Below are 19636 nucleotides of genomic sequence, written 5' to 3' on the forward strand. Positions count from 1 at the left end.
GCGGCGGGCTTGGCGGCAGCGGCGGGTGCAGGCTTGGCCACCGGTTTGCTTTCAGCCTTGGCCGCAGGCGTTGGTGCCACAGCAGTCGCAGCAGCAGGTGCCTCGGCAGCTACGGCATCACCGCTGAACTTGCCTTTGCCGTGCAACTGGTCCAGCAGCGCTTCGAATTCGTGGTCGGTGATGTGCTCGCCGGCAGGCTCGGCGGCGGGAGCGCCGGCGGCGGCTTCAGCCTTGGGCAGCCCATCGGCGGCGAAGGTACCCTTGCCGTGCAATTGGTCGAGCAGGGCCTCGAATTCGCTGTCGGTGATTTCGTCGCTGGCCGGCGATACTGCCGCAGGCGTGTCGCTCTCGGCCACGTCCGGCGAGAACTGGCCCTTGCCATGCAACTGATCGAGCAGCGACTCGAATTCGGCGTCGGTGATTTCGTCGGCATTGCCGGAGGCCGCCTCGACCGGCGCCTGCTCGGCCGCTTCGGCCTGGGCCTTGACCGCATCCAGGGAGTCGAGCAACTGCTCGAACTCGGTATCGGTGATGTCTTCGCTGGCCGCTGGCGGCTCGACCGCCGCCGGCGCTTCGACCACGGCGGGCGCGGCGACGTCCTCACCGGCAGGTTCGGCCAGGCGTGCCAGCGCTGCCAGCAGTTCCGGCGTGGCGGGGGTGATCTCGCTGCGCTCGCGGACCTGGCCGAACATGCTGTTGACCGTGTCCAGTGCTTCGAGCACCACATCCATCAACTCGGCGTCGACCCGACGCTCACCCTTGCGCAGGATGTCGAAGACGTTCTCGGCAATGTGGCAGCACTCCACCAGCTCGTTGAGCTGGAGGAAGCCGGCGCCCCCTTTTACAGTGTGAAAACCGCGAAATATGGCGTTGAGCAGGTCCGCATCATCGGGCCGGCTTTCCAGCTCGACCAGTTGCTCGGACAGTTGCTCGAGGATTTCGCCGGCTTCTACCAGGAAATCCTGAAGGATTTCTTCATCGGCGCCGAAGCTCATTAAACGTGCTCCCTAAAAACCCAGGCTGGATAGCAGATCGTCGACATCGTCCTGACCGGACACGACGTCTTCACGCTTATCGGCATGAATCTGCGGACCTTCACCCCGGGCTGGATGTTTTTCTTCATCTTTTTCAGCACGCAATTGATCGTGGTCATGTTCGATACCGGCAAAGCGGTCGACTTGACTGGCCATCAACACGAGTTTGAGCAGATTGCTTTCGACCTCGGCGACCAACGCGGTGACCCGCTTGATCACCTGCCCGGTCAGGTCTTGATAGTCCTGGGCGAGCAGAATGTCGTTGAGGTGACCGGCCACCTTGCGGTTGCCTTCGGCGCTGTGCGTCAGGAAACCGTCGACGCGCTTGACCAACTCGCGAAACTCGGTGGCCGGCACTTCGCGACGCATGAAGCGCTGCCAATCGGCCGACAACGTCTGCGCCTCGGCCGACAGGCCGTTGAGCACGGGCGTGCTCTCCTCGACCAGGTCCATGGTGCGGTTGGCCGCGTTCTCGGTCAGGCGGACCACGTAGGACAGCCGTTCGGTGGCGTCGGTGATCTGCGACACTTCCTCGGCCTGCGGCATGCGCGGGTCGATCTGGAAGCTGACGATGGCGCTGTGCAGCTCACGGGTCAGCTTGCCGACCTCTTGATACAAGCCACGGTCTCGGGTCTGGTTGAGCTGATGGATCAGCTGCACCGCCTCGCCGAACTGGCCGCGCTCAAGGCTCTGCACCAGTTGTTCGGCATGCTTCTTCAGGGTCGACTCGAACTCCCCCAAAGAATCTTTTTTTGATTCCATAGCGCCCCCAGACATGCTTCAGCCGTTGACGCGTTCGAAGATCTTCTCGATCTTTTCTTTGAGCACCTGCGCGGTGAATGGCTTGACTACATAGCCGTTGACCCCGGCCTGAGCCGCTTCGATGATCTGCTCGCGCTTGGCCTCGGCCGTCACCATCAGCACGGGAATCCCCTTGAGCCGGTCGTGGGCGCGCACCTTGCGCAGCAGATCGATGCCGGACATGCCGGGCATGTTCCAGTCGGTCACCAGGAAGTCGTAGTGGCCACTTTCGAGCATCGGCAACGCCGTGACGCCGTCGTCGGCCTCTTCGGTGTTGGTGAAGCCCAGATCACGCAACAGGTTCTTGATGATCCGCCGCATCGTCGAGAAGTCGTCAACGATGAGGATTTTCATGTCTTTGTTCAATTAGACCTCCAAGCAGTCTTAAACGCGCTCGTCTCACAAGCGCGCGCTCAATCAATTCGGCACCACGTACAACGACTGCAGCGAATCGGGGCTCAGCGGGCCCGCCATTCTCCCAGGCGGCTGCGCAGACGCGCCGCGCACTGGCTGTGCAACTGGCTCACGCGCGATTCACTGACCCCCAGCACTTCCCCGATCTCCTTGAGGTTCAGTTCCTCGTCGTAGTACAGGGCCAGGACCAGGCGCTCGCGCTCCGGCAGGTTGGCGATCGCATCGGTCAGCGCGGCCTGGAAGCGCTCGTCTTCCAGATCGCGCGACGGCTCGACCTGACCACTGACCCCATCCTCGTGCAGCCCCTCGTGTTCGCCGTCCTGCAGCAGGTCGTCGAAACTGAACAGACGGCTGCCCAAGGTATCGTTCAGGATCCCGTAATAATCGTCGAGACCCAATTGGAGTTCGGCAGCAACCTCGTGATCTTTAGCGTCACGACCGGTTCTTGCTTCGACGCAGCGAATCGCGTCGCTGACCATACGCGTGTTGCGGTGCACCGAACGCGGCGCCCAATCGCCTTTTCGCACCTCATCGAGCATCGCACCGCGGATGCGAATACCGGCGTAGGTCTCGAAGCTCGCGCCCTTGCTGGCGTCGTATTTGTTAGCCACCTCCAGCAAACCGATCATGCCGGCCTGGATCAGGTCTTCGACCTGCACGTTGGCCGGCAGGCGCGCCAGCAGATGGTAGGCGATACGCTTGACCAGCGGCGCATAGCGCTCGACCAGTTCGTATTGGGCGTCCTTGGAGGCTTTGCTGTACATCTTGAAGCCGCTCGCGTTCATAGCACTGGTCCCGCGCTGGTAGGTTGCACCAGGCGCTCGACGAAGAACTCCAGGTGGCCGCGCGGGTTGGCCGGCAACGGCCAGCTGTCGACCTTCTGCGCGATGGCCTTGAATGCCAGGGCGCACTTGGAGCGCGGAAACGCCTCGTAGACCGCGCGCTGCTTCTGTACCGCCTTGCGCACGCATTCGTCATAGGGCACGGCGCCGACGTACTGCAAGGCAACGTCGAGGAAACGGTCGGTGACCTTGGTCAGCTTGGCGAACAGGTTGCGCCCTTCCTGCGGGCTCTGCGCCATGTTGGCCAGGACGCGGAAGCGATTCATGCCGTAATCGCGGTTGAGCAGCTTGATCAAGGCGTAGGCGTCGGTGATCGAGGTGGGCTCGTCGCACACCACCAGCAGCACTTCCTGGGCGGCGCGCACGAAGCTGACCACCGAGTCACCGATGCCCGCAGCGGTATCGATCACCAGCACATCGAGGTTGTCGCCGATTTCGCTGAACGCCTGAATCAGCCCGGCATGCTGTGCCGGCGCCAGGTGCACCATGCTCTGGGTGCCGGAGGCCGCTGGCACGATGCGCACACCGCCCGGCCCCTGCAGGAGCACATCGCGCAACTCGCAGCGCCCCTCGATGACGTCGGCCAGGGTGCGTTTGGGCGTGAGCCCCAGCAGCACATCGACGTTGGCCAGACCCAGGTCGGCGTCCAGCAACATGACCCGGCGGCCGAGCTCGGCCAGCGCCAGGGACAGGTTCACTGAAACGTTGGTCTTGCCGACGCCACCTTTGCCACCGGTGACGGCGATCACCTGTACGGGATGCATGCTACCCATGTCTGTTATTTACCTTGTCTCGCGTGGGACTTGCCCACTTGAAGGGTCGCTGTCGACTCCCGGGCGCCGTGCATCGTCAACCTACGCGCTTGTCGGGATTGTGGTAGAGATCAGCGAACATGTCGGCCATGGCCTCCTCGCTGGGATCTTCCTGCAACTGCACACTGACAGCGCGACTGACCAATTGGTGCCGGCGCGGCAGCTGTAGATCGTCAGGAATGCGCGGACCATCGGTGAGATAGGCCACGGGCAATTCATGACTGATGGCCAGACTCAGCACTTCGCCGAGGCTGCCGGTTTCGTCGAGCTTGGTCAGGATGCACCCGGCCAGGCCACAGCGCTTGTAGCTGTGGTAGGCGGCGGTGAGCACCTGCTTCTGGCTGGTGGTGGCCAGTACCAGGTAGTTGCGCGCGGCGATGCCGCGCCCGGCCAGCGACTCGAGCTGCATGCGCAGGGCCGGGTCGCTGGCCTGCAGGCCGGCGGTATCGATCAGCACCACGCGCTTGCGCAGCAGCGGTTCCAGGGCTTGGGCCAGCGATTGGCCCGGGTCGACGTAGGTCACCGGCACGTTGAGGATGCGGCCCAGGGTCTTGAGCTGCTCCTGCGCACCGATGCGGTAGCTGTCCATGCTCACCAGCGCCAGGTTGTGCGCGCCATACTTGAGCACGTAGCGCGCCGCCAGCTTGGCCAGGGTGGTGGTCTTGCCCATGCCGGCCGGACCGACCATCGCGATCACCCCACCCTCTTCCAGCGGCTCGACCTCCGGCACCTGGATCAAGCGCGCCAGATGCGCCAGGACCATGCGCCAGGCCTGGCGCGGCTCGTCGATCTCGCCGGCCAGTTGCAGCAGCTCGCGGGCGATCGGACCGGACAGGCCCAGGCGCTGCAAGCGCCGCCAGAGATTGGCCTGCTGGGGCTTGTTGCCCTGCAGTTGGCCCCAGGCGAGCGAGCCGAGCTGCACTTCGAGCAATTCGCGCAGGCCCGAGAGCTCGGAGCGCATGGCGTCGAACACGCGGCGATCGACGCCCGACACGGCCGCAGCCGGCGCGGCAGCGGGCGCCTCGACATGCGGCTCGACCAGCGGTTCGGAAGCGGTCAGCGAAAGGCCGGCGAACAGTTGACGGTTGCCCGCCTCGACGTCGCCACGCCCGTCCAGTTCGGCCTGGGCGGTGGCGATACGCGATTGGGTCTTGCGCAGCTCGTCTTCCAGCTCCAGGTTGGGCACGCGCGGGGCCAGGGCGGACAGTGTGTAGTCCAGCGCGGCCGTGAGCTCGACACCACCGGCAATGCGCCGGTTGCCGATGATCGCGGCATCGGCACCAAGCTCATCGCGGACCAGTTTCATGGCCTGACGCATGTCGGCGGCGAAAAAACGCTTAACTTGCATAACCCACTACCTCAGCCGTTAGGGCCCACGGTGGCAACGATGGTGACTTGCTTGTTGTCCGGTATTTCCTGGTAGGCCAGCACGTGCAGATTGGGCACGGCCAGACGACCGAATCTCGACAGCATGGCGCGGATGGGACCGGCCACCAGGAGAATGGCCGGCTGGCCCTGCATCTCCTGGCGCTGCGCCGCCTCGATGAGCGAACGCTGCAGCTTCTCGGCCATGCTCGGCTCCAGGAGAACACCGTCTTCCTGACCTTGCCCGGCCCGTTGCAGACTATTGAGCAAGATCTGTTCCAACCTGGGCTCCAAGGTGATCACAGGCAGCTCGGACTCAGTGCCTACAATGCTTTGCACGATGGCGCGGGACAAGCCGACCCGCACCGAGGCCACCAGCGCGGCGGTATCTTGACTCTTGGCCGCATTGTTGGCGATGGCTTCGGCAATGCTGCGGATGTCACGCACCGGCACCTGCTCGGAAAGCAGCGCCTGCAAGACCTTGAGCAGCCCCGACAAGGAAATGACGCCTGGCACCAGTTCCTCTGCGAGTTTGGGCGACGCTTTGGCCAGCACTTGCAGCAACTGCTGGACCTCTTCGTGGCCGATCAGCTCGTGGCAGTGCTTCTGCAGAATCTGGTTCAGGTGCGTGGCAACCACGGTACTGGCATCGACCACCGTATAGCCCAGCGACTGCGCCTGGGCGCGCTGGGCGACATCGATCCACACCGCCTCCAGGCCGAAGGCCGGGTCGCGCGCAGCGATGCCGTTGAGGCTGCCGAACACTTGACCGGGGTTGATGGCCAACTCGCGGTCCGGATAGATCTCGGCCTCGGCCAGGATCACGCCCATCAGCGTGAGGCGGTAGGCGCTGGGCTGCAGGTCGAGGTTGTCGCGAATGTGCACGGTGGGCATGAGGAAGCCCAGGTCCTGGGACAGCTTCTTGCGCACGCCCTTGATCCGCGCCAGCAGCTGCCCGCCCTGGTTGCGGTCGACCAGGGGAATCAGCCGATAGCCGACCTCCAGGCCGATCATGTCGATCGGTGTGACGTCGTCCCAGCCTAACTCCTTGGTTTCCATCGCACGCTGCGGCGAAGGCAGCAGATCCTGCTGGCGCTGGGCCTCCTGCAGGGCCGTCTGCTTGGCCTTCTGCTGCTTCTTCCACACCAGGTAAGCGCCGCCGCCGGCCAGCAGGCCGAGGCTGAGGAAGGCGATGTGCGGCATGCCCGGCACCAGGCCCATGACCACCATCAAGCCGCCGGAGACGGCCAGCGCCTTGGGTGAGTCGAACATCTGCCGGTTGATCAGCTTGCCCATGTCCTCGGAGCCCGAGGCGCGGGTGACCATGATCGCGGCGGCGGTGGACAGCAGCAGCGACGGCAACTGCGCCACCAAACCGTCACCGATGGTGAGCAGCGCGTAGACCTTGCCGGCATCGCTGAAGCTCATGCCGTGCTGGAGCATGCCGATGAGCATGCCGCCGATGAGGTTGATGAACAGGATCAACAGGCCAGCGACGGCGTCGCCCCGGACGAATTTGCTGGCACCGTCCATCGAGCCGTAGAACTCGGCCTCCTGGGCCACTTCGGCACGACGCGCCTTGGCCTGGGCCTGGTCGATCAGGCCGGCGTTGAGGTCAGCGTCGATGGCCATCTGTTTGCCGGGCATGGCGTCCAGGGTGAAACGCGCGCTCACTTCCGAGATACGCCCGGCACCTTTGGTCACCACCACGAAGTTGATGATCATGAGGATGGCGAACACCACCGCACCGACCACGTAGTTGCCGCCGATCACCACTTCGCCGAACGCCTGGATCACCTTGCCCGCCGCGCCATGCCCTTCCTGGCCGTGGAGCATCACCACGCGCGTGGAGGCCACGTTCAGCGCCAGACGCAGCAGCGTGGCCACCAGCAGGATGGTCGGGAAGGCGGCGAAGTCCAGCGGGCGTAGGGCGTACACGCAGACCAGCAACACCACGATGGACAGGGCGATGTTGAAGGTGAAGAACACGTCGAGCAGGAACGGCGGGATGGGCAACATCATCATTGCCAGCATCACCAGCAGCAACAGCGGCACACCCAGGTTCCCCCGGCCGAGACCGGCCAGGTTATTGCGGGCGTTGCTGAGTAACTGAGCGCGATCCACCGGGTATCCTCTTCGAGCAGAAACTTGACGCCTGGACAGCGCCTGGGCGGTGCTCTGCAAGAAGCTTTCCAACTTTGCCTGGGGTGCGATAGGGCGTGGTCCCGGTGGGGGCGGCGGTTCGCCGCAGCGCCCTAGCGGTGACCGAGCGGGACGCTCTGCGACATGATCAACTGTCGCGGCGAAGATCTGGCGGAATCGGCAGGTCCTTGTTCAGCGGATCCGGGGCCTTGCCGCGTCCCGAGCGGTACTGGCGAATCTGGAAGACATAGGCCAACACCTGCGCCACGGCCAGGTACAGGCCCGCCGGGATCTCGTTTTCCAGCTCGGTGGAGTAGTAGATCGCCCGCGCCAGCTCGGGCGACTCGAGGATCTGCACCTTGTGCTCCTGGCCGATCTCGCGAATCTTCAAGGCCAGGAAATCCGTGCCTTTGGCCAGCAGCAGCGGCGCCGAACCGCCCTTTTCCGGGTCGTACTTCAGGGCCACGGCATAGTGGGTCGGGTTGGTGATGATGACGTCGGCTTCCGGCACCGCCGCCATCATGCGCCGCTGAGAAGCCTCGCGCTGCAACTGACGAATACGCTGCTTGACCTCGGGCTTGCCCTCCATGTCCTTGTACTCATCGCGCACCTCCTGCTTGGTCATCTTCAACTTCTTGTGCGTCTGCCAAAGCTGGAACGGCACATCCGCCAGGGCGATCAGCAGCAACCCCGACGCCATCCACAACGCGCTCCACCCGACCACCTGGACGCTGTGAATGATCGCCTGCTCCAGCGGCTCCTTGGCGATCGCCAGCAATGCCTCGCGGTCGTTGGTCAACACCACCAGCGCGACCACCAACACCAGGCAGAACTTGGCCAGCGCCTTGAACAGTTCGGTCAGCGAATTGAGCGAGAACATGCGCTTGATCCCCGACAACGGGTTCATTCGGCTGAACTTGGGCTGCAACAGCGAACCGGAAAAGATGAAGCCCCCCAGCACGACGGGCATCACCAGCGACAGCACGAACAGCAGCACCAGCACCGGCTGAGTGGCCCAGATGGCCATCTTGCCCGAGGCCATGAGGAACGCGCCCATCGAGCGCTCGTCCACCAGCACTTCGCGCGACAGGGTGAAGTTCATGCGCATCAGGGTCATCAGCGTCTCGGCCAGATAGCCGCCGAAGGCCAGCAAGGCACCGGCGCCGCCAAGGGTGATGGCGAAGGTGTTGAGCTCCTTGGAACGCGCGATCTCGCCTTTTTCGCGGGAATCGCGCTTGCGTTTGTCGGTGGGTTCCTCGGTCTTGTCCTGACCGCTCTCGCTCTCGGCCATGCTCAGCGCACCCGTGCCAGCTCACGCAGCCACTGCAAGGCCTCGCTGGCCAGCTGCTGATAGTGGGAAAGGATATCGGCCAGGCCGACCCAGAACACGCCGAGCCCCAGCACCAGGGTCAGCGGAAAACCGATGGAGAAGATATTGAGTTGCGGCGCCGCGCGGGTCATCACGCCAAAGGCGATGTTGACCACCAGCAGCGCGGTGATCACCGGCAGGATCAACACCACCCCCGCACCCAGCACCCACCCCAGGCGACCGGCGATGTCCCAGAAGTGCTCGACCACCAGCGCGTTGCCGATCGGCAAGGTGGTGAAGCTCTCGGTGAGCACCTCGATGACCACCAGGTGGCCGTTCATCAACAGGAACAGCACGCTCACCAGCATGGTCAGGAACTGGCCGACCACCGCCACGTTGACGCCGTTGGCGGGGTCGATCATCGAGGCCATGGCCATGCCCATCTGAATCGCCACGATCTGGCCGGCGATGACGAAGGCCTGGAACAGCATCTGCAACGAAAAGCCGAACAGTGCGCCGACGATGATCTGCTCGGCGCACAGCAGCACGCCGCGCAGGCTCAGGGGCTCGAATTCGGGCATCGGCGGCAGGCCGGGCACGATCACCACGGTGATCGCCAGCGCCGCGTACAGGCGGATGCGCGCAGGCAGCATGCGGGTACCGAACACGGGCATGGTCATCAGCACCGCGGTGACCCGAAACAGCGGCAGGATGAAGGTGGCGACCCAGGTGCCGATCTGCGCAGCGGTCAGCTCGAGCATGCGCCGCTCACCCGATCAACTGCGGAATGCCGCTGTACAGGCCGGTCATGTATTCCATGAATTTCTGCACCAGCCACGGCCCGACCACGATCAGCGTGACCAGCATCACCAGCAGGCGCGGCAGGAAGCTCAGGGTCTGTTCGTTGATCTGCGTGGCGGCCTGGAAGATCGCCACCACCAGGCCGACCAGCAAGCTGGGCACCACCAGCACGGCCACCATCATGGCGGTCAGCCAGAGCGCCTCGCGAAACAGGTCGACTGCGATTTCCGGGGTCATGCGACACCTCCTGGAGCGGGCTCAGACACCGCCGAAACTGCCGGCCAGCGTACCCATGATCAACGCCCAGCCATCGACCAGGACGAACAGCATGATCTTGAACGGCAGCGAAATGATCAACGGCGAGAGCATCATCATGCCCATCGCCATCAGCACACTGGCGACCACCATGTCGATGATCAGGAACGGGATGAAGATCATGAAGCCGATCTGGAACGCAGTCTTGAGCTCCGAGGTGACGAACGCCGGGACCAGAATGGTCAGCGGCGCCTGGTCGGGGCTGGCGATGTCGGTGCGCTTGGACAGGCGCATGAACAGGTCCAGGTCACTCTGCCGGGTCTGCGCCAGCATGAAGTCCTTCAGCGGGCCTTGGGCCTTGTCGATCGCCTGCTGGGCGGTCATCTGCTCGTTCAAATAGGGCTGCAGGGCATCGCGGTTCACCCGGTCGAACACCGGCGCCATGATGAACATCGTCAGGAACAGCGCCATGCCGGTCAGCAACTGGTTCGAGGGCGTCTGCTGCAGGCCCAGGGCCTGACGCAGGATGGAGAAGACGATGATGATGCGGGTGAAGCTGGTCATCAGAATGACGAACGCTGGAATGAAGCTCAGCGCCGTCATGATCAGCAAAATCTGCAGGCTGACCGAATATTCCTGTTGGCCGTTCGGCCCGTTGCTCAAGGTGATGGCCGGGATCGACAACGGATCGGCGGCCAAGGCCAGCGGCGCGGCCAGCAGCAGCGCCAAGGTCAGGATCGTGCGCAACGCGCGGTTCATCGGCGGTTGTCCTTGTCGTGCTTGCCATCCTTGCCCATCAATTCGAGCAGGCGCTGGGCAAATTCCGGCGCGGCCTGGCGCGCGCTGTCCGGCACCGGCACGGGTTCGGCCAGCACATGCAGGGCTTCGATGCTGCCAGGGCTGTGACCGATGAGAATCTGCTCCTTGCCCACCTGCACCAGCACCAGCCGATCCCGCGGCCCCAGGGCTCGGCTGCCGAGGATCTCGATGACCTGGCCGCCACGCGGCTGCGCCAGTTGCATGCGCCGCAGCAACCAGGCCAGCAGGAAAATCACCCCGACCACCAACAGCAGGCCCAGGACCATCTGCGCCAGTTGTCCGCTCAGGCTGTCAGGCGCGGGGGCCGTGGCGGGCGCCGGCGCGACGGCAGCGCTGGCCAGCACCGCCTCGCTGGCGAGCAGGGCCGCGCAGGCGCCCAGGGCGCGAATCATGGCCTTCACTCAGCGCAGCTTCTTGATGCGTTCGCTTGGGCTGATCACGTCGGTCAGGCGGATGCCGAACTTCTCGTTGACCACCACCACCTCGCCGTGCGCGATCAGGGTACCGTTGACCAGTACGTCGAGCGGCTCACCGGCCAGGCGGTCGAGCTCGATCACCGAGCCCTGGTTCAGTTGCAACAGGTTGCGGATGCTGATTTCCGTGGCGCCCACTTCCATCGAGATGCTCACCGGAATGTCCAGGATCACATCCAGGTTCGGGCCTTCGAGGCTGACGTTCTCGTTCGGCCGTGGCGAGCTGGCGAACTCTTCCATCGGCAAGCGACCGGGGCCGGAGGCGCGTCCGGCATCGGCGGCCAGCAGCGCGTCGATGTCAGCCTGGCCGGCATCGCCGGTCTCTTCCAGGGCCGCGGCCCACTCATCGGCCAGGGCCTGTTCCTCCGGGGAGGTGATCTCGTTTTCGTTAGCCATAAAGTCCTCGACAAGCTTTCAATGCGTTGTACGATCGCGCCGCCGTCAGCGGCGCTCGATCGGATCGATGATCTGCAGCGACAGGGTGCCCTTGTGCGAGCCCAGCCGGGCCTTGAACGACGGCACACCATTGGCACGCAGCACCAGGTTTTCAGGCAGCTCCACCGGGATCACGTCGCCGGGCTGCATGTGCAGGATGTCGCGCAGCTTGAGCTGGCGACGGGCGACGGTGGCCGAGAGCGGCACGCTGACATCCAGCACGTCTTCGCGCAGGGCCTTGACCCAGCGCTCGTCCTGGTCGTCGAGGTCGGACTGGAAGCCCGCGTCGAGCATCTCGCGCACCGGTTCGATCATCGAATAGGGCATGGTCACGTGCAGGTCGCCGCCACCGCCATCGAGCTCGATGTGGAACGTCGACACCACCACCGCTTCGCTGGGCCCGACGATGTTGGCCATGGCCGGGTTGACCTCGGAGTTCATGTACTCGAAGTTCACCGGCATGATGGCCTGCCAGGCTTCCTTGAGGTCGACGAAGCACTGGTCCAGCACCATGCGCACCACGCGCAGTTCGGTGGGGGTGAATTCACGGCCTTCGATCTTGGCGTGGCGGCCGTCGCCGCCGAAGAAGTTGTCCACCAGCTTGAACACCAGCTTGGCGTCGAGGATGAACAGCGCCGTGCCACGCAGCGGCTTGATCTTGACCAGGTTGAGACTGGTGGGCACGTACAGCGAATGCACGTACTCACCGAACTTCATCACCTGCACGCCACCCACGGCCACATCGGCCGAGCGGCGCAGCAGGTTGAACATGCTGATGCGGGTGTAGCGGGCAAAGCGCTCGTTGATCATTTCCAGGGTCGGCATGCGACCGCGAACGATCCGATCCTGGCTGGTCAGGTCGTAGCTCTTGACGCTGCCAGGCTCGGCTGCGCTCTCGGTCTGTACCAGCCCATCGTCGACGCCATGCAAGAGGGCATCGATCTCATCCTGGGACAGCAGGTCCTGCACGGCCATCGGTCGGCTCCTACTGCAATACGAAATTGGTGAACAGCAGCTGGTCGATGACCGGCTTGCCGACTTCCTTCTGCGCCACTTCCTGGACCACCGCAGTAGCCTTCTGGCGCAACATTTCCTCGCCCACGGCGCTGCTGGCCAGGCTGTCGAAGCCCTGACCGGAGAACATCATCACCAGGTTGTTGCGAATCACCGGCATGTGCACCTTGAGGGCATCGAGGTCGGCCTGGTTGCGGCCCTGCATGGTGATGCTGACCTGCATGTAGCGCTGCCGGCCGTTCTGGTTGAAATTGACCACGAAGGCCGGTGCCAGCGGCTCGTAGATTGCAGGGGGCTTGACGTTGGCCTGCGCAGGATCCGCCGCCGGTGCGGGTTCGCTCTTGTGCATGACGAACCAGGTGGCGCCCACCGACAGGCCAACGGCCAGCAGCAAGGCCAGTACCACCAACAGGATCAGCTTGAGTTTGCCTTTAGTGGCGGGGTCTTTGACTGCGTCGCTCTTCGCCATGCCAATAATCCGTCGTCCATCGTGGTTTCAAGAAAGGATGACGAGGCTTGAGCAAGTGTTATGCCAGATCTGTCGGACTGTCTGCAGACGCGGCTCAGGCCGCGCCTGCAGGAACGTCAGGCGTAATAGTCGACCGCACTGTCGCCGATCACCACCTGCTGCTCGGCAGGCCGAGCGGTGTCGCCCGGCTCGGCGTTGTCGCCGCCCTCCCCGGCCCGCCGCGCCGCGACACCGGAGAAGTTCGAGCTCCCCTGCTGCGCCTGCTGTTGCTGCTGGCGTGATTGATCGGCAACGTTGACGTCAGGTTGGGCCAGGCCCTGCTGGGCAAATAGCTCGCGCAGGCGGTGCAATTGGCTGTCGAGGGTATCGCGCACCCCGGCGTGGCCACTGATGAAGGTGATCTGGGTGGCTTGGTCCGCCGCCACGTTGACGCGGATGTCCAGGCGACCGAGCTCGGCCGGCTCAAGCTGGATATCGGCGGACTTGAGGTTCTGACTCGACAAGTACATGACCCGGTTGACCAGCCCCTCGCTCCAGGCCCCCTGGTTCATGACCAGGGGCTGCTGCAGCGGATTGCTCGGGGCCACGGCGTTGGCAGTCTTTGGCGTGACGGCCTGGGTCAGGTTGGCCAGACGGTTGGCGAAGTCATCGACACGGGTGTCGCTGTCGGCTTTCTTGACGTCCTTCAGACCAGTCGAAAGCAGTTCCGAGAAACCCTTCTCGCCAGGCTGGGTTTGACCGCGCGGCGACTCGCCCTCGGCTTCCACCAGCAGATTCGCCAAGGTATTGACAGTGCCCGATGCACTGGCGTCCTGTCCTGGCGCCTTTTCGTTCTGGGACGAGGCATGCGTAGAGGTCGTGCCTTTGGCCTGGGCGCTCTGTTCGAGGGCCAAGCGCAAGGTCGGCATGTTCGCCAAGGGGTCGGCTTCGGGATCGAAGTCGCCATCTGCCGGTTTTTCCTCTGAGCCAGGCGCCGGCGCCGCCGCTGCCTGGGCAGTGGCCACAGGAGGCTGGACCGCCGCTTGAAGCACTGGCGCGACCGCCTCGGCCTGGGCCTGGATCAACTGCGCCCCGGTTTGGGCGTCGGTGACCTGCCCCGCCACCAAATTGGCGTTGACCGATCCGGGTTCGACGGGGTGATCTTCAGCGTTGCCGGTCGAAGCCTGCACATCGTCTTCGGCAGGCGCTGACGGGCCGTCGCGGTCTTGGGCCTTTTGGTCGGTGCGCGCAGGGGCCTGGTCGCGAGCCGCTGGCAAGGGCTTGCCATTGACGGCAAGGGCTGCGGGCTTGTCATTGCCGCCTTTGCCGCTGGGTGCAAAATCGACTTTGTCCTTCGGTGCCGCTTGGACCGGCTTGTCGGCGCGCATCGCGGGCTGATTGCGCTGCTGACGGGCCATCAGTTGGTCGAAGCCGCCGCCCTGTAAACCCGGCGCCTGCGCAGGTTTTTCCGGCACTGCCGTGCTTGGCCGCGAGGCAGGGCTGGCGTGGCCGGGTTGCAGCAAGGGGTTGGATGCGACAGGCATTGAAACTCTCCACGCCAGGGCAGCGAAAGGGGTGACTGGCCATGGATAAGCAAAACTCGCGCCAGCTTTGCCTTCAACCAGCGGCAATACGTGCGCGCTCGCCCCGATAGAACTGCTGGACCTCGAAGAATTCCAGATCGATGCGGTTGATCAGGTCCTCGATGCCATACAACGGTTGCTGCCTCACGCGCTCTTCGAGCTGCTGGCAGAGCTGGGCCAGACCCACCGCACCCATGTTGCTGCTGCTGCCCTTGAAGCTATGTGCCGCCATGCCCAGCGTCTGCGCGTCCTTGGCCAGATGCAATTGACTCAGGCGCAGTTCGGAGTCTTCCAGAAAGGTCTCGAGCAGTTGCAGGTAGCCATCTTCCATGACCTCCCGCAGGTCGCTCAGCACCTTGTAGTCGATATGTTCGTGTGTCACTTGCTCGCTCCTTGATCAAGCCTGCCTGCGCCCGGATTCAGCCCGTCACTTTACCAACCGAATTCGACCCGTGCCCGCCGTCCGTCGTCGAGCCACTGTGCACGTACGCCCAAGCGTCTGACCAGATGCAGGCCGCGACCGCAGAGGCTTTGATGCGCCGCAGAATGGGCCAGTACGTCGTCGATATCAAAACCCGTGCCACTGTCACTGACCTCAAGCGTCAGACGCCCACCGTCGGCGATGGGTTCAACCTTCAACTCGATGCGCACGAACCCTTCGCGCAAACTGGCCAAACGTCGATCACGTTCGCGGTAGTACTCGGCAAAGCCTTGCGCATCGGTTTTCTGGCGCGAATCGAGGCCGAGCACGCCATGCTCCAGGGCATTGGTATACAGCTCGCCCAACACGCTGTGCAGCACCCCGCCGCTGGCGCGCAGGCCGTCGATCTCCTGCAGCAATTGCAGCAGATAGGGCAGCGGGTCGAAGCGCTTGAGGCTGTCGGCGTGCAGCACCAGCGACAAGGACCAGTCCAGCGGACTGCTGCGGTGGTTGTCGAGGGTTGGCGGCTCGAGCGGCAGGCGTTCGTCGCGCGGTAGCATCGCGATGTCGCACAGGCTGATATCGTCACGCGGCCGCCCGCCGAAACGCGCCAACGCCTGCATCACCTCGTCGAACAAGTGCCGCGGCTCACGGTTGGCCTTCAGCACCTCGCTCAAGCGCTCGACGCCGAACAGCCGGTCCTGGGCATCGCCCGTCTCGATCACGCCATCAGAGAGCAATAGCAAACGCTCACCCAAGGCCATGGGCATGACCACAGTGGTGTCATCGAACTGTTCAGGCGCGAGGATGCCAAGCGGCAGATGCCGGGACGGCAATGTCGCCAGGACCTGCCCGTGCGCAGTGAGGTGATAGGCATCAGGCATGCCCCCGTTCCAGACCTCCAGCGTGCCGCGCTCCAGGCCAAGCCCCACCAGCAACGCACAGCAGAACATGTCCACCGGCAAGATGCGTTTGAGCTTGGCGTTCATCTCGCGCAGCATCTGCGCCAGGCCGTAGCCCTTGGCAGTCATGCCATGGAAAATCTCGGCCAGCGGCATCGCACCCACGGCTGCCGGCAGACCGTGGCCGGTGAAGTCGCCGAGCAGTACGTACAGGTCACCCGAAGGTGTGCGCGCCGCCATCAGCAGATCGCCGTTGAACAGCGCGTAGGGCGATTGCAGGTAACGGATAGTGGCGCTGTGCAGGCAGCCGGCATGGGCGACCTTGTCGAACAGCGCCTTGGCCACGCGCTGTTCGTTGAGCAGGTGATGGTGGTGCCTGGCCAATTCGTCGCGCTGCTGCAGCACCGTCGCCTGCAAGCGCCGCTGACGGTCCAGGGCATTGATCTTGGCCGCCAGGATCACCGCGCTGTAGGGCTTGGCCATGAAATCGTCGCCACCGGCCTGCAGGCAGCGCACCAGCGCCTGCTCCTCGTTGAGCGAGGTGAGGAAGATGATCGGCACGAAGTGCTCGCCCGCCTGGGCCTTGATCCGGCGCGCCGCCTCGAAGCCATCCATCACCGGCATCAGGGCGTCGAGCAACACCAGGTCTGGGCGCTGCTCGATGAACAGGGCAAGCGCCTGCTCGCCGTGCTCGGCGGTGATGACCTCATGGCCCTGGCGGCGCACGATCTGCGCCAGCAACAGACGATCGATGGCACCGTCCTCGGCGATCAGCACGCGCAAGCGCGGGGACACCGACATGACCGGCCTCAGTGAATCTCGAACAGGCTGGTGAAATTGGAAATGGCGAAGATCTTGCGCACGTCAGGGCTGGTGTTGATCACCCTGATGCGCGCGTGGTCGCCACCGACATGGTCACGCAGCAACAGCAGCATGCCCAGGGCCGAGCTGTCCAGATAGGTGGCGTCCTTGAGGTCGATGACGACGCGCTTGGCCGGTTGGCGCTCGTAGGCTTCACGGAAGGCCTGGTGCTGGCCGAAATCGAAACGGCCCTTGATCGTGATCGTCAGCTGTTCTTCGTCCGCTGAATAAACAGATTCGACTGCCATGCGCGATTCCTTCGTTGATGGCGGGGAGTGAGGAAGGTGTAGCAGGCAGCTGGTTGCGCCGCAAGCGCAAGTCCTAGAAAGGGCTCTGCCGGGGCAAGCGCTGCGACAACTCGTCGAGCAGCTTCTGCTCGCGCTTGTCTTCGGCGCGGCGTGCTTCGTCGAGGTAGCGCTGCACCAGTTTTCGCAGGCCCTCGACCCGCGCATAGGCCTGTTGCCAGGCATCGCGGGCGTTGCGCAGGTTGTTCTGATGCCAGGTCAAGCTCTGGCGCTGCTGGGTCATGGCGGTTTCCAACTGGCCTAGGAAGCGCTGGTAGTTCACCAGCCAGTTGCCGTCCACACCCTGGCCACCGCGATTGATCCACTGTTGTTGGTAGTCTTCGCGAAAGCGCTCCAGCTCGGCGAGCTTGGCCTGGGCCTGGGCCACCTGCTGCTGGAACTGGCCCATGCGCTGCACGGCCTTGCGCTCGGCTTCCTCGGCCATCTGCACCACAGGCGCAAGACGCGCGGCACGACTGGGCAGGGCCATGCCGGTCAGCTACCTGAAGGCGGAGCGAAGATGCTGCCCAGCTGTTCACGGCTTTCGGCCATGCCGGTACTCTCGTCGAGCCCCTGGCGCAGAAAGCCCACCAGCTTGGACTGCAAGGCGATGGCAAGGTCGGTCTCCGGATCGCCGCCAGCCACATAGGCACCGACGCTGATCAGGTCGCGACTCTGCGACAGGCGTGACCACAGTTGCTTGAACTTCTGCGCCTGGCGCAGATGATCATGATCCACCACCTGCGGCATCACTCGGCTGATCGAGGCTTCGATATCGATGGCCGGGTAATGACCTTCCTCGGCCAAGCGGCGCGACAGCACGAAGTGCCCATCGAGCACACCGCGCGCCGAGTCGGCGATGGGGTCCTGCTGGTCATCGCCCTCGGACAGCACGGTGTAGAACGCGGTAATCGAGCCGCCACCGGCCTCGCCATTGCCCGCCCGCTCCACCAGCTTGGGCAGCTTGGCGAACACCGACGGCGGATAACCCCGAGTGGCGGGCGGTTCGCCGATGGCCAGGGCGATTTCGCGCTGGGCCTGGGCGAATCGAGTCAGCGAGTCCATCAGCAGCAGGACGTTCTTGCCCTTGTCGCGAAAATATTCGGCGATGCGGGTGCAGTACATGGCCGCGCGCAGCCGCATCAGCGGCGCATCGTCAGCGGGCGACGCCACCACCACGGAGCGCTTGAGCCCTTCCTCGCCGAGGATGTGCTCGATGAATTCCTTGACCTCGCGCCCGCGCTCGCCGATCAGCCCGACCACGATGATGTCGGCCTTGGTGAAGCGGGTCATCATGCCCAGCAGCACCGACTTGCCCACGCCGGTACCGGCGAACAGGCCCAGGCGCTGGCCGCGCCCGACGGTCAGCAGGCCATTGATGCTGCGGATACCGACATCCAGCGGCTGGCTGATGGGATCGCGATTGAGCGGGTTGATCACCGGCCCGTCCAGCGGCACCCAGTCCTCGGCCTTCATCCCGCCCTTGCCGTCGAGGGCGCGACCGGCACCATCGAGCACCCGCCCGAGCATGCTCATGCCCATCGGCAGGCGGCCGCTGTCATCCAGCGGCACCACCCGCGCACCGGGGGCGATACCAGCGATGCTGCCAACCGGCATGAGGAACACTTTGCTGCCGGCGAAGCCCATCACCTCGGCCTCGACTTCAACCGGGTGGTAGCTGTCGTCGTTGATCACCTTGCAGCGACTGCCCACCGCCCCGCGCAGCCCCTCGGCTTCGAGGGTGAGGCCGACCATGCGCAGCAGGCGGCCTTCGACCACTGGCTGCTCGGGCAGCTTCACCGCGTCGGCATAACCGCCCAGGCGTCGGCCGAAGCTGGTGCGTTCAAGGCGCATCAGGCACATCCAGCTCGACGGACACATCGGGCGACGCAGGATGCAGGGTCTGCTCATGGCCTTGCTCGAACAGTTGCGCCACAGCTTTTTCCATGCGCGTCTCCATGCTCGCATCGATGCGGCTATGGGCCGTCTCGATACGGCAGCCGCCGGGGAGCAGCGACTCGTCTTCGAGCAGCTTCCAACGCTCCTCGTGACGCTCGCGCAAAGTCTTGACCTGCTCGAAGTCCTGCGGATTGAGGTGGATGCGAATGTTCTCGGCGCCCATCGGCAGCAGCTTGAGCGCCTGGCGCAGTACTTGGGCGATCTGCGTGGAATCGCTGCGCAGTTCGCGACCAATCACCTCGCGGGCGACATGGGCCACCAGGTGCACCAGGGATTTTTCGATCTGCGCGTCCTGCTCGGCGATCGGCTCGAGCAGATGGGTCATCAATTGCTCCAGGCTTTGCAGCTTGGCATCGAGGGCCTGCTCGGCTTCCTGGCGAACCTTGATCTGGGTGCTGTGAAAGCCCTCGCGCTCGCCCGTGGCGAAGCCTTCGTTGTAGGCCTCCTGACGAATCGCTTCGAGCTCTTCGAGGGTCAGCGGCTGGACTTCCTCCAGCGGTACTTCTTCGATTTCCTCGACCAGCTGCGGTTCGGGCTCCGGCTCGGGTTCCGGCGCGGGGGCAGGGTCGAAACTGGGCAGCGCCCACACATCGACGCCCTCGAGGTCGCGGGCGCGGATCAGGTCGCTGGGGTGTTCTTTGGTGGTCATGTTCTCAGGCACT

At 64.3% G+C, this 19636-nt stretch carries 22 protein-coding genes; all 22 read right to left on the minus strand.

What is annotated here, in order from left to right; genetic code table 11:
• Positions 1-995, minus strand: a 995-nt coding sequence (locus tag Q6A47_RS04170; RefSeq protein ID WP_304483212.1) for an Hpt domain-containing protein, incomplete at its 3' end; no start/stop codon positions are given.
• 12 nt (positions 996-1007) lie between these two features.
• Entirely contained in the window at positions 1008-1796 is a 789-nt protein-coding gene (locus tag Q6A47_RS04175; RefSeq protein ID WP_304483214.1) for a protein phosphatase CheZ, read from the minus strand.
• 18 nt (positions 1797-1814) lie between these two features.
• Entirely contained in the window at positions 1815-2189 is a 375-nt protein-coding gene (locus Q6A47_RS04180; protein WP_162889548.1) for a chemotaxis response regulator CheY, read from the minus strand.
• A 104-nt stretch (positions 2190-2293) separates the two neighbouring features.
• Positions 2294-3034, minus strand: coding sequence for an RNA polymerase sigma factor FliA (gene fliA, locus Q6A47_RS04185; RefSeq protein ID WP_029614958.1), 741 nt, complete (start codon positions 3032-3034; stop codon positions 2294-2296).
• Positions 3031-3873, minus strand: a complete 843-nt coding sequence (fleN, locus tag Q6A47_RS04190; RefSeq protein WP_205419329.1) for a MinD/ParA family protein — start codon at positions 3871-3873, stop codon at positions 3031-3033. The genes fliA and fleN overlap by 4 nt, the downstream gene beginning before the upstream one ends.
• A 67-nt stretch (positions 3874-3940) precedes the next feature.
• Entirely contained in the window at positions 3941-5251 is a 1311-nt protein-coding gene (gene flhF, locus Q6A47_RS04195; RefSeq protein WP_039578918.1) for a flagellar biosynthesis GTPase FlhF, read from the minus strand.
• Between the two features lie 11 nt (positions 5252-5262).
• Positions 5263-7392 carry a flagellar biosynthesis protein FlhA gene (flhA, locus tag Q6A47_RS04200; RefSeq protein ID WP_039578921.1) on the minus strand — a complete coding sequence of 710 codons (2130 nt, stop codon included), beginning with the start codon at positions 7390-7392 and terminating at the stop codon, positions 5263-5265.
• 166 nt (positions 7393-7558) lie between these two features.
• Positions 7559-8701, minus strand: a complete 1143-nt coding sequence (gene flhB, locus Q6A47_RS04205; protein ID WP_039578922.1) for a flagellar biosynthesis protein FlhB — start codon at positions 8699-8701, stop codon at positions 7559-7561.
• A gap of 2 nt (positions 8702-8703) precedes the next feature.
• Positions 8704-9480: a flagellar biosynthetic protein FliR gene (gene fliR, locus Q6A47_RS04210; protein ID WP_039578925.1), complete on the minus strand. Its 777-nt coding sequence runs from the start codon at positions 9478-9480 to the stop codon at positions 8704-8706.
• A 7-nt stretch (positions 9481-9487) separates the two neighbouring features.
• The gene (gene fliQ, locus Q6A47_RS04215) at positions 9488-9757 is read right to left on the minus strand and encodes a flagellar biosynthesis protein FliQ (RefSeq protein WP_029612405.1); all 270 of its coding nucleotides are present in this window, start codon (positions 9755-9757) and stop codon (positions 9488-9490) included.
• Between the two features lie 21 nt (positions 9758-9778).
• Entirely contained in the window at positions 9779-10534 is a 756-nt protein-coding gene (fliP, locus tag Q6A47_RS04220; RefSeq protein WP_039578927.1) for a flagellar type III secretion system pore protein FliP, read from the minus strand.
• A complete protein-coding gene (fliO, locus tag Q6A47_RS04225; RefSeq protein ID WP_039578930.1) occupies positions 10531-10995 on the minus strand; it encodes a flagellar biosynthetic protein FliO in 465 nt (154 codons plus the stop codon). The genes fliP and fliO overlap by 4 nt, the downstream gene beginning before the upstream one ends.
• On the minus strand, positions 10996-11463 hold the full coding sequence (fliN, locus tag Q6A47_RS04230; protein WP_039578932.1) for a flagellar motor switch protein FliN: 468 nt from the start codon (positions 11461-11463) through the stop codon (positions 10996-10998).
• A gap of 45 nt (positions 11464-11508) precedes the next feature.
• Complete coding sequence (fliM, locus tag Q6A47_RS04235; RefSeq protein ID WP_029612408.1) at positions 11509-12477, minus strand: flagellar motor switch protein FliM; 969 nt, start codon at positions 12475-12477, stop codon at positions 11509-11511.
• 10 nt (positions 12478-12487) lie between these two features.
• The gene (fliL, locus tag Q6A47_RS04240) at positions 12488-12985 is read right to left on the minus strand and encodes a flagellar basal body-associated protein FliL (protein ID WP_029612409.1); all 498 of its coding nucleotides are present in this window, start codon (positions 12983-12985) and stop codon (positions 12488-12490) included.
• 116 nt (positions 12986-13101) lie between these two features.
• Positions 13102-14508, minus strand: coding sequence for a flagellar hook-length control protein FliK (locus Q6A47_RS04245; protein WP_304483216.1), 1407 nt, complete (start codon positions 14506-14508; stop codon positions 13102-13104).
• 73 nt (positions 14509-14581) lie between these two features.
• Complete coding sequence (locus tag Q6A47_RS04250; RefSeq protein ID WP_304483218.1) at positions 14582-14929, minus strand: Hpt domain-containing protein; 348 nt, start codon at positions 14927-14929, stop codon at positions 14582-14584.
• Positions 14930-14979: 50 nt separating this feature from the next.
• Positions 14980-16671, minus strand: coding sequence for an ATP-binding SpoIIE family protein phosphatase (locus Q6A47_RS04255; RefSeq protein WP_304483219.1), 1692 nt, complete (start codon positions 16669-16671; stop codon positions 14980-14982).
• 8 nt (positions 16672-16679) lie between these two features.
• Positions 16680-16979 carry an STAS domain-containing protein gene (locus Q6A47_RS04260; protein ID WP_039578943.1) on the minus strand — a complete coding sequence of 100 codons (300 nt, stop codon included), beginning with the start codon at positions 16977-16979 and terminating at the stop codon, positions 16680-16682.
• A 73-nt stretch (positions 16980-17052) separates the two neighbouring features.
• On the minus strand, positions 17053-17505 hold the full coding sequence (gene fliJ / locus Q6A47_RS04265) for a flagellar export protein FliJ (RefSeq protein WP_029612414.1): 453 nt from the start codon (positions 17503-17505) through the stop codon (positions 17053-17055).
• A gap of 5 nt (positions 17506-17510) precedes the next feature.
• Positions 17511-18869 carry a flagellar protein export ATPase FliI gene (gene fliI, locus Q6A47_RS04270; protein WP_295482330.1) on the minus strand — a complete coding sequence of 453 codons (1359 nt, stop codon included), beginning with the start codon at positions 18867-18869 and terminating at the stop codon, positions 17511-17513.
• Positions 18859-19623 (minus strand): flagellar assembly protein FliH, encoded by a 765-nt coding sequence (fliH, locus tag Q6A47_RS04275; RefSeq protein WP_116888660.1) that lies wholly within the window; start codon positions 19621-19623, stop codon positions 18859-18861. The genes fliI and fliH overlap by 11 nt, the downstream gene beginning before the upstream one ends.
• Positions 19624-19636: the final 13 nt, after the last annotated feature.

The organism is Pseudomonas boreofloridensis (assembly GCF_030580795.1).
GTDB lineage: Bacteria > Pseudomonadota > Gammaproteobacteria > Pseudomonadales > Pseudomonadaceae > Aquipseudomonas > Aquipseudomonas boreofloridensis.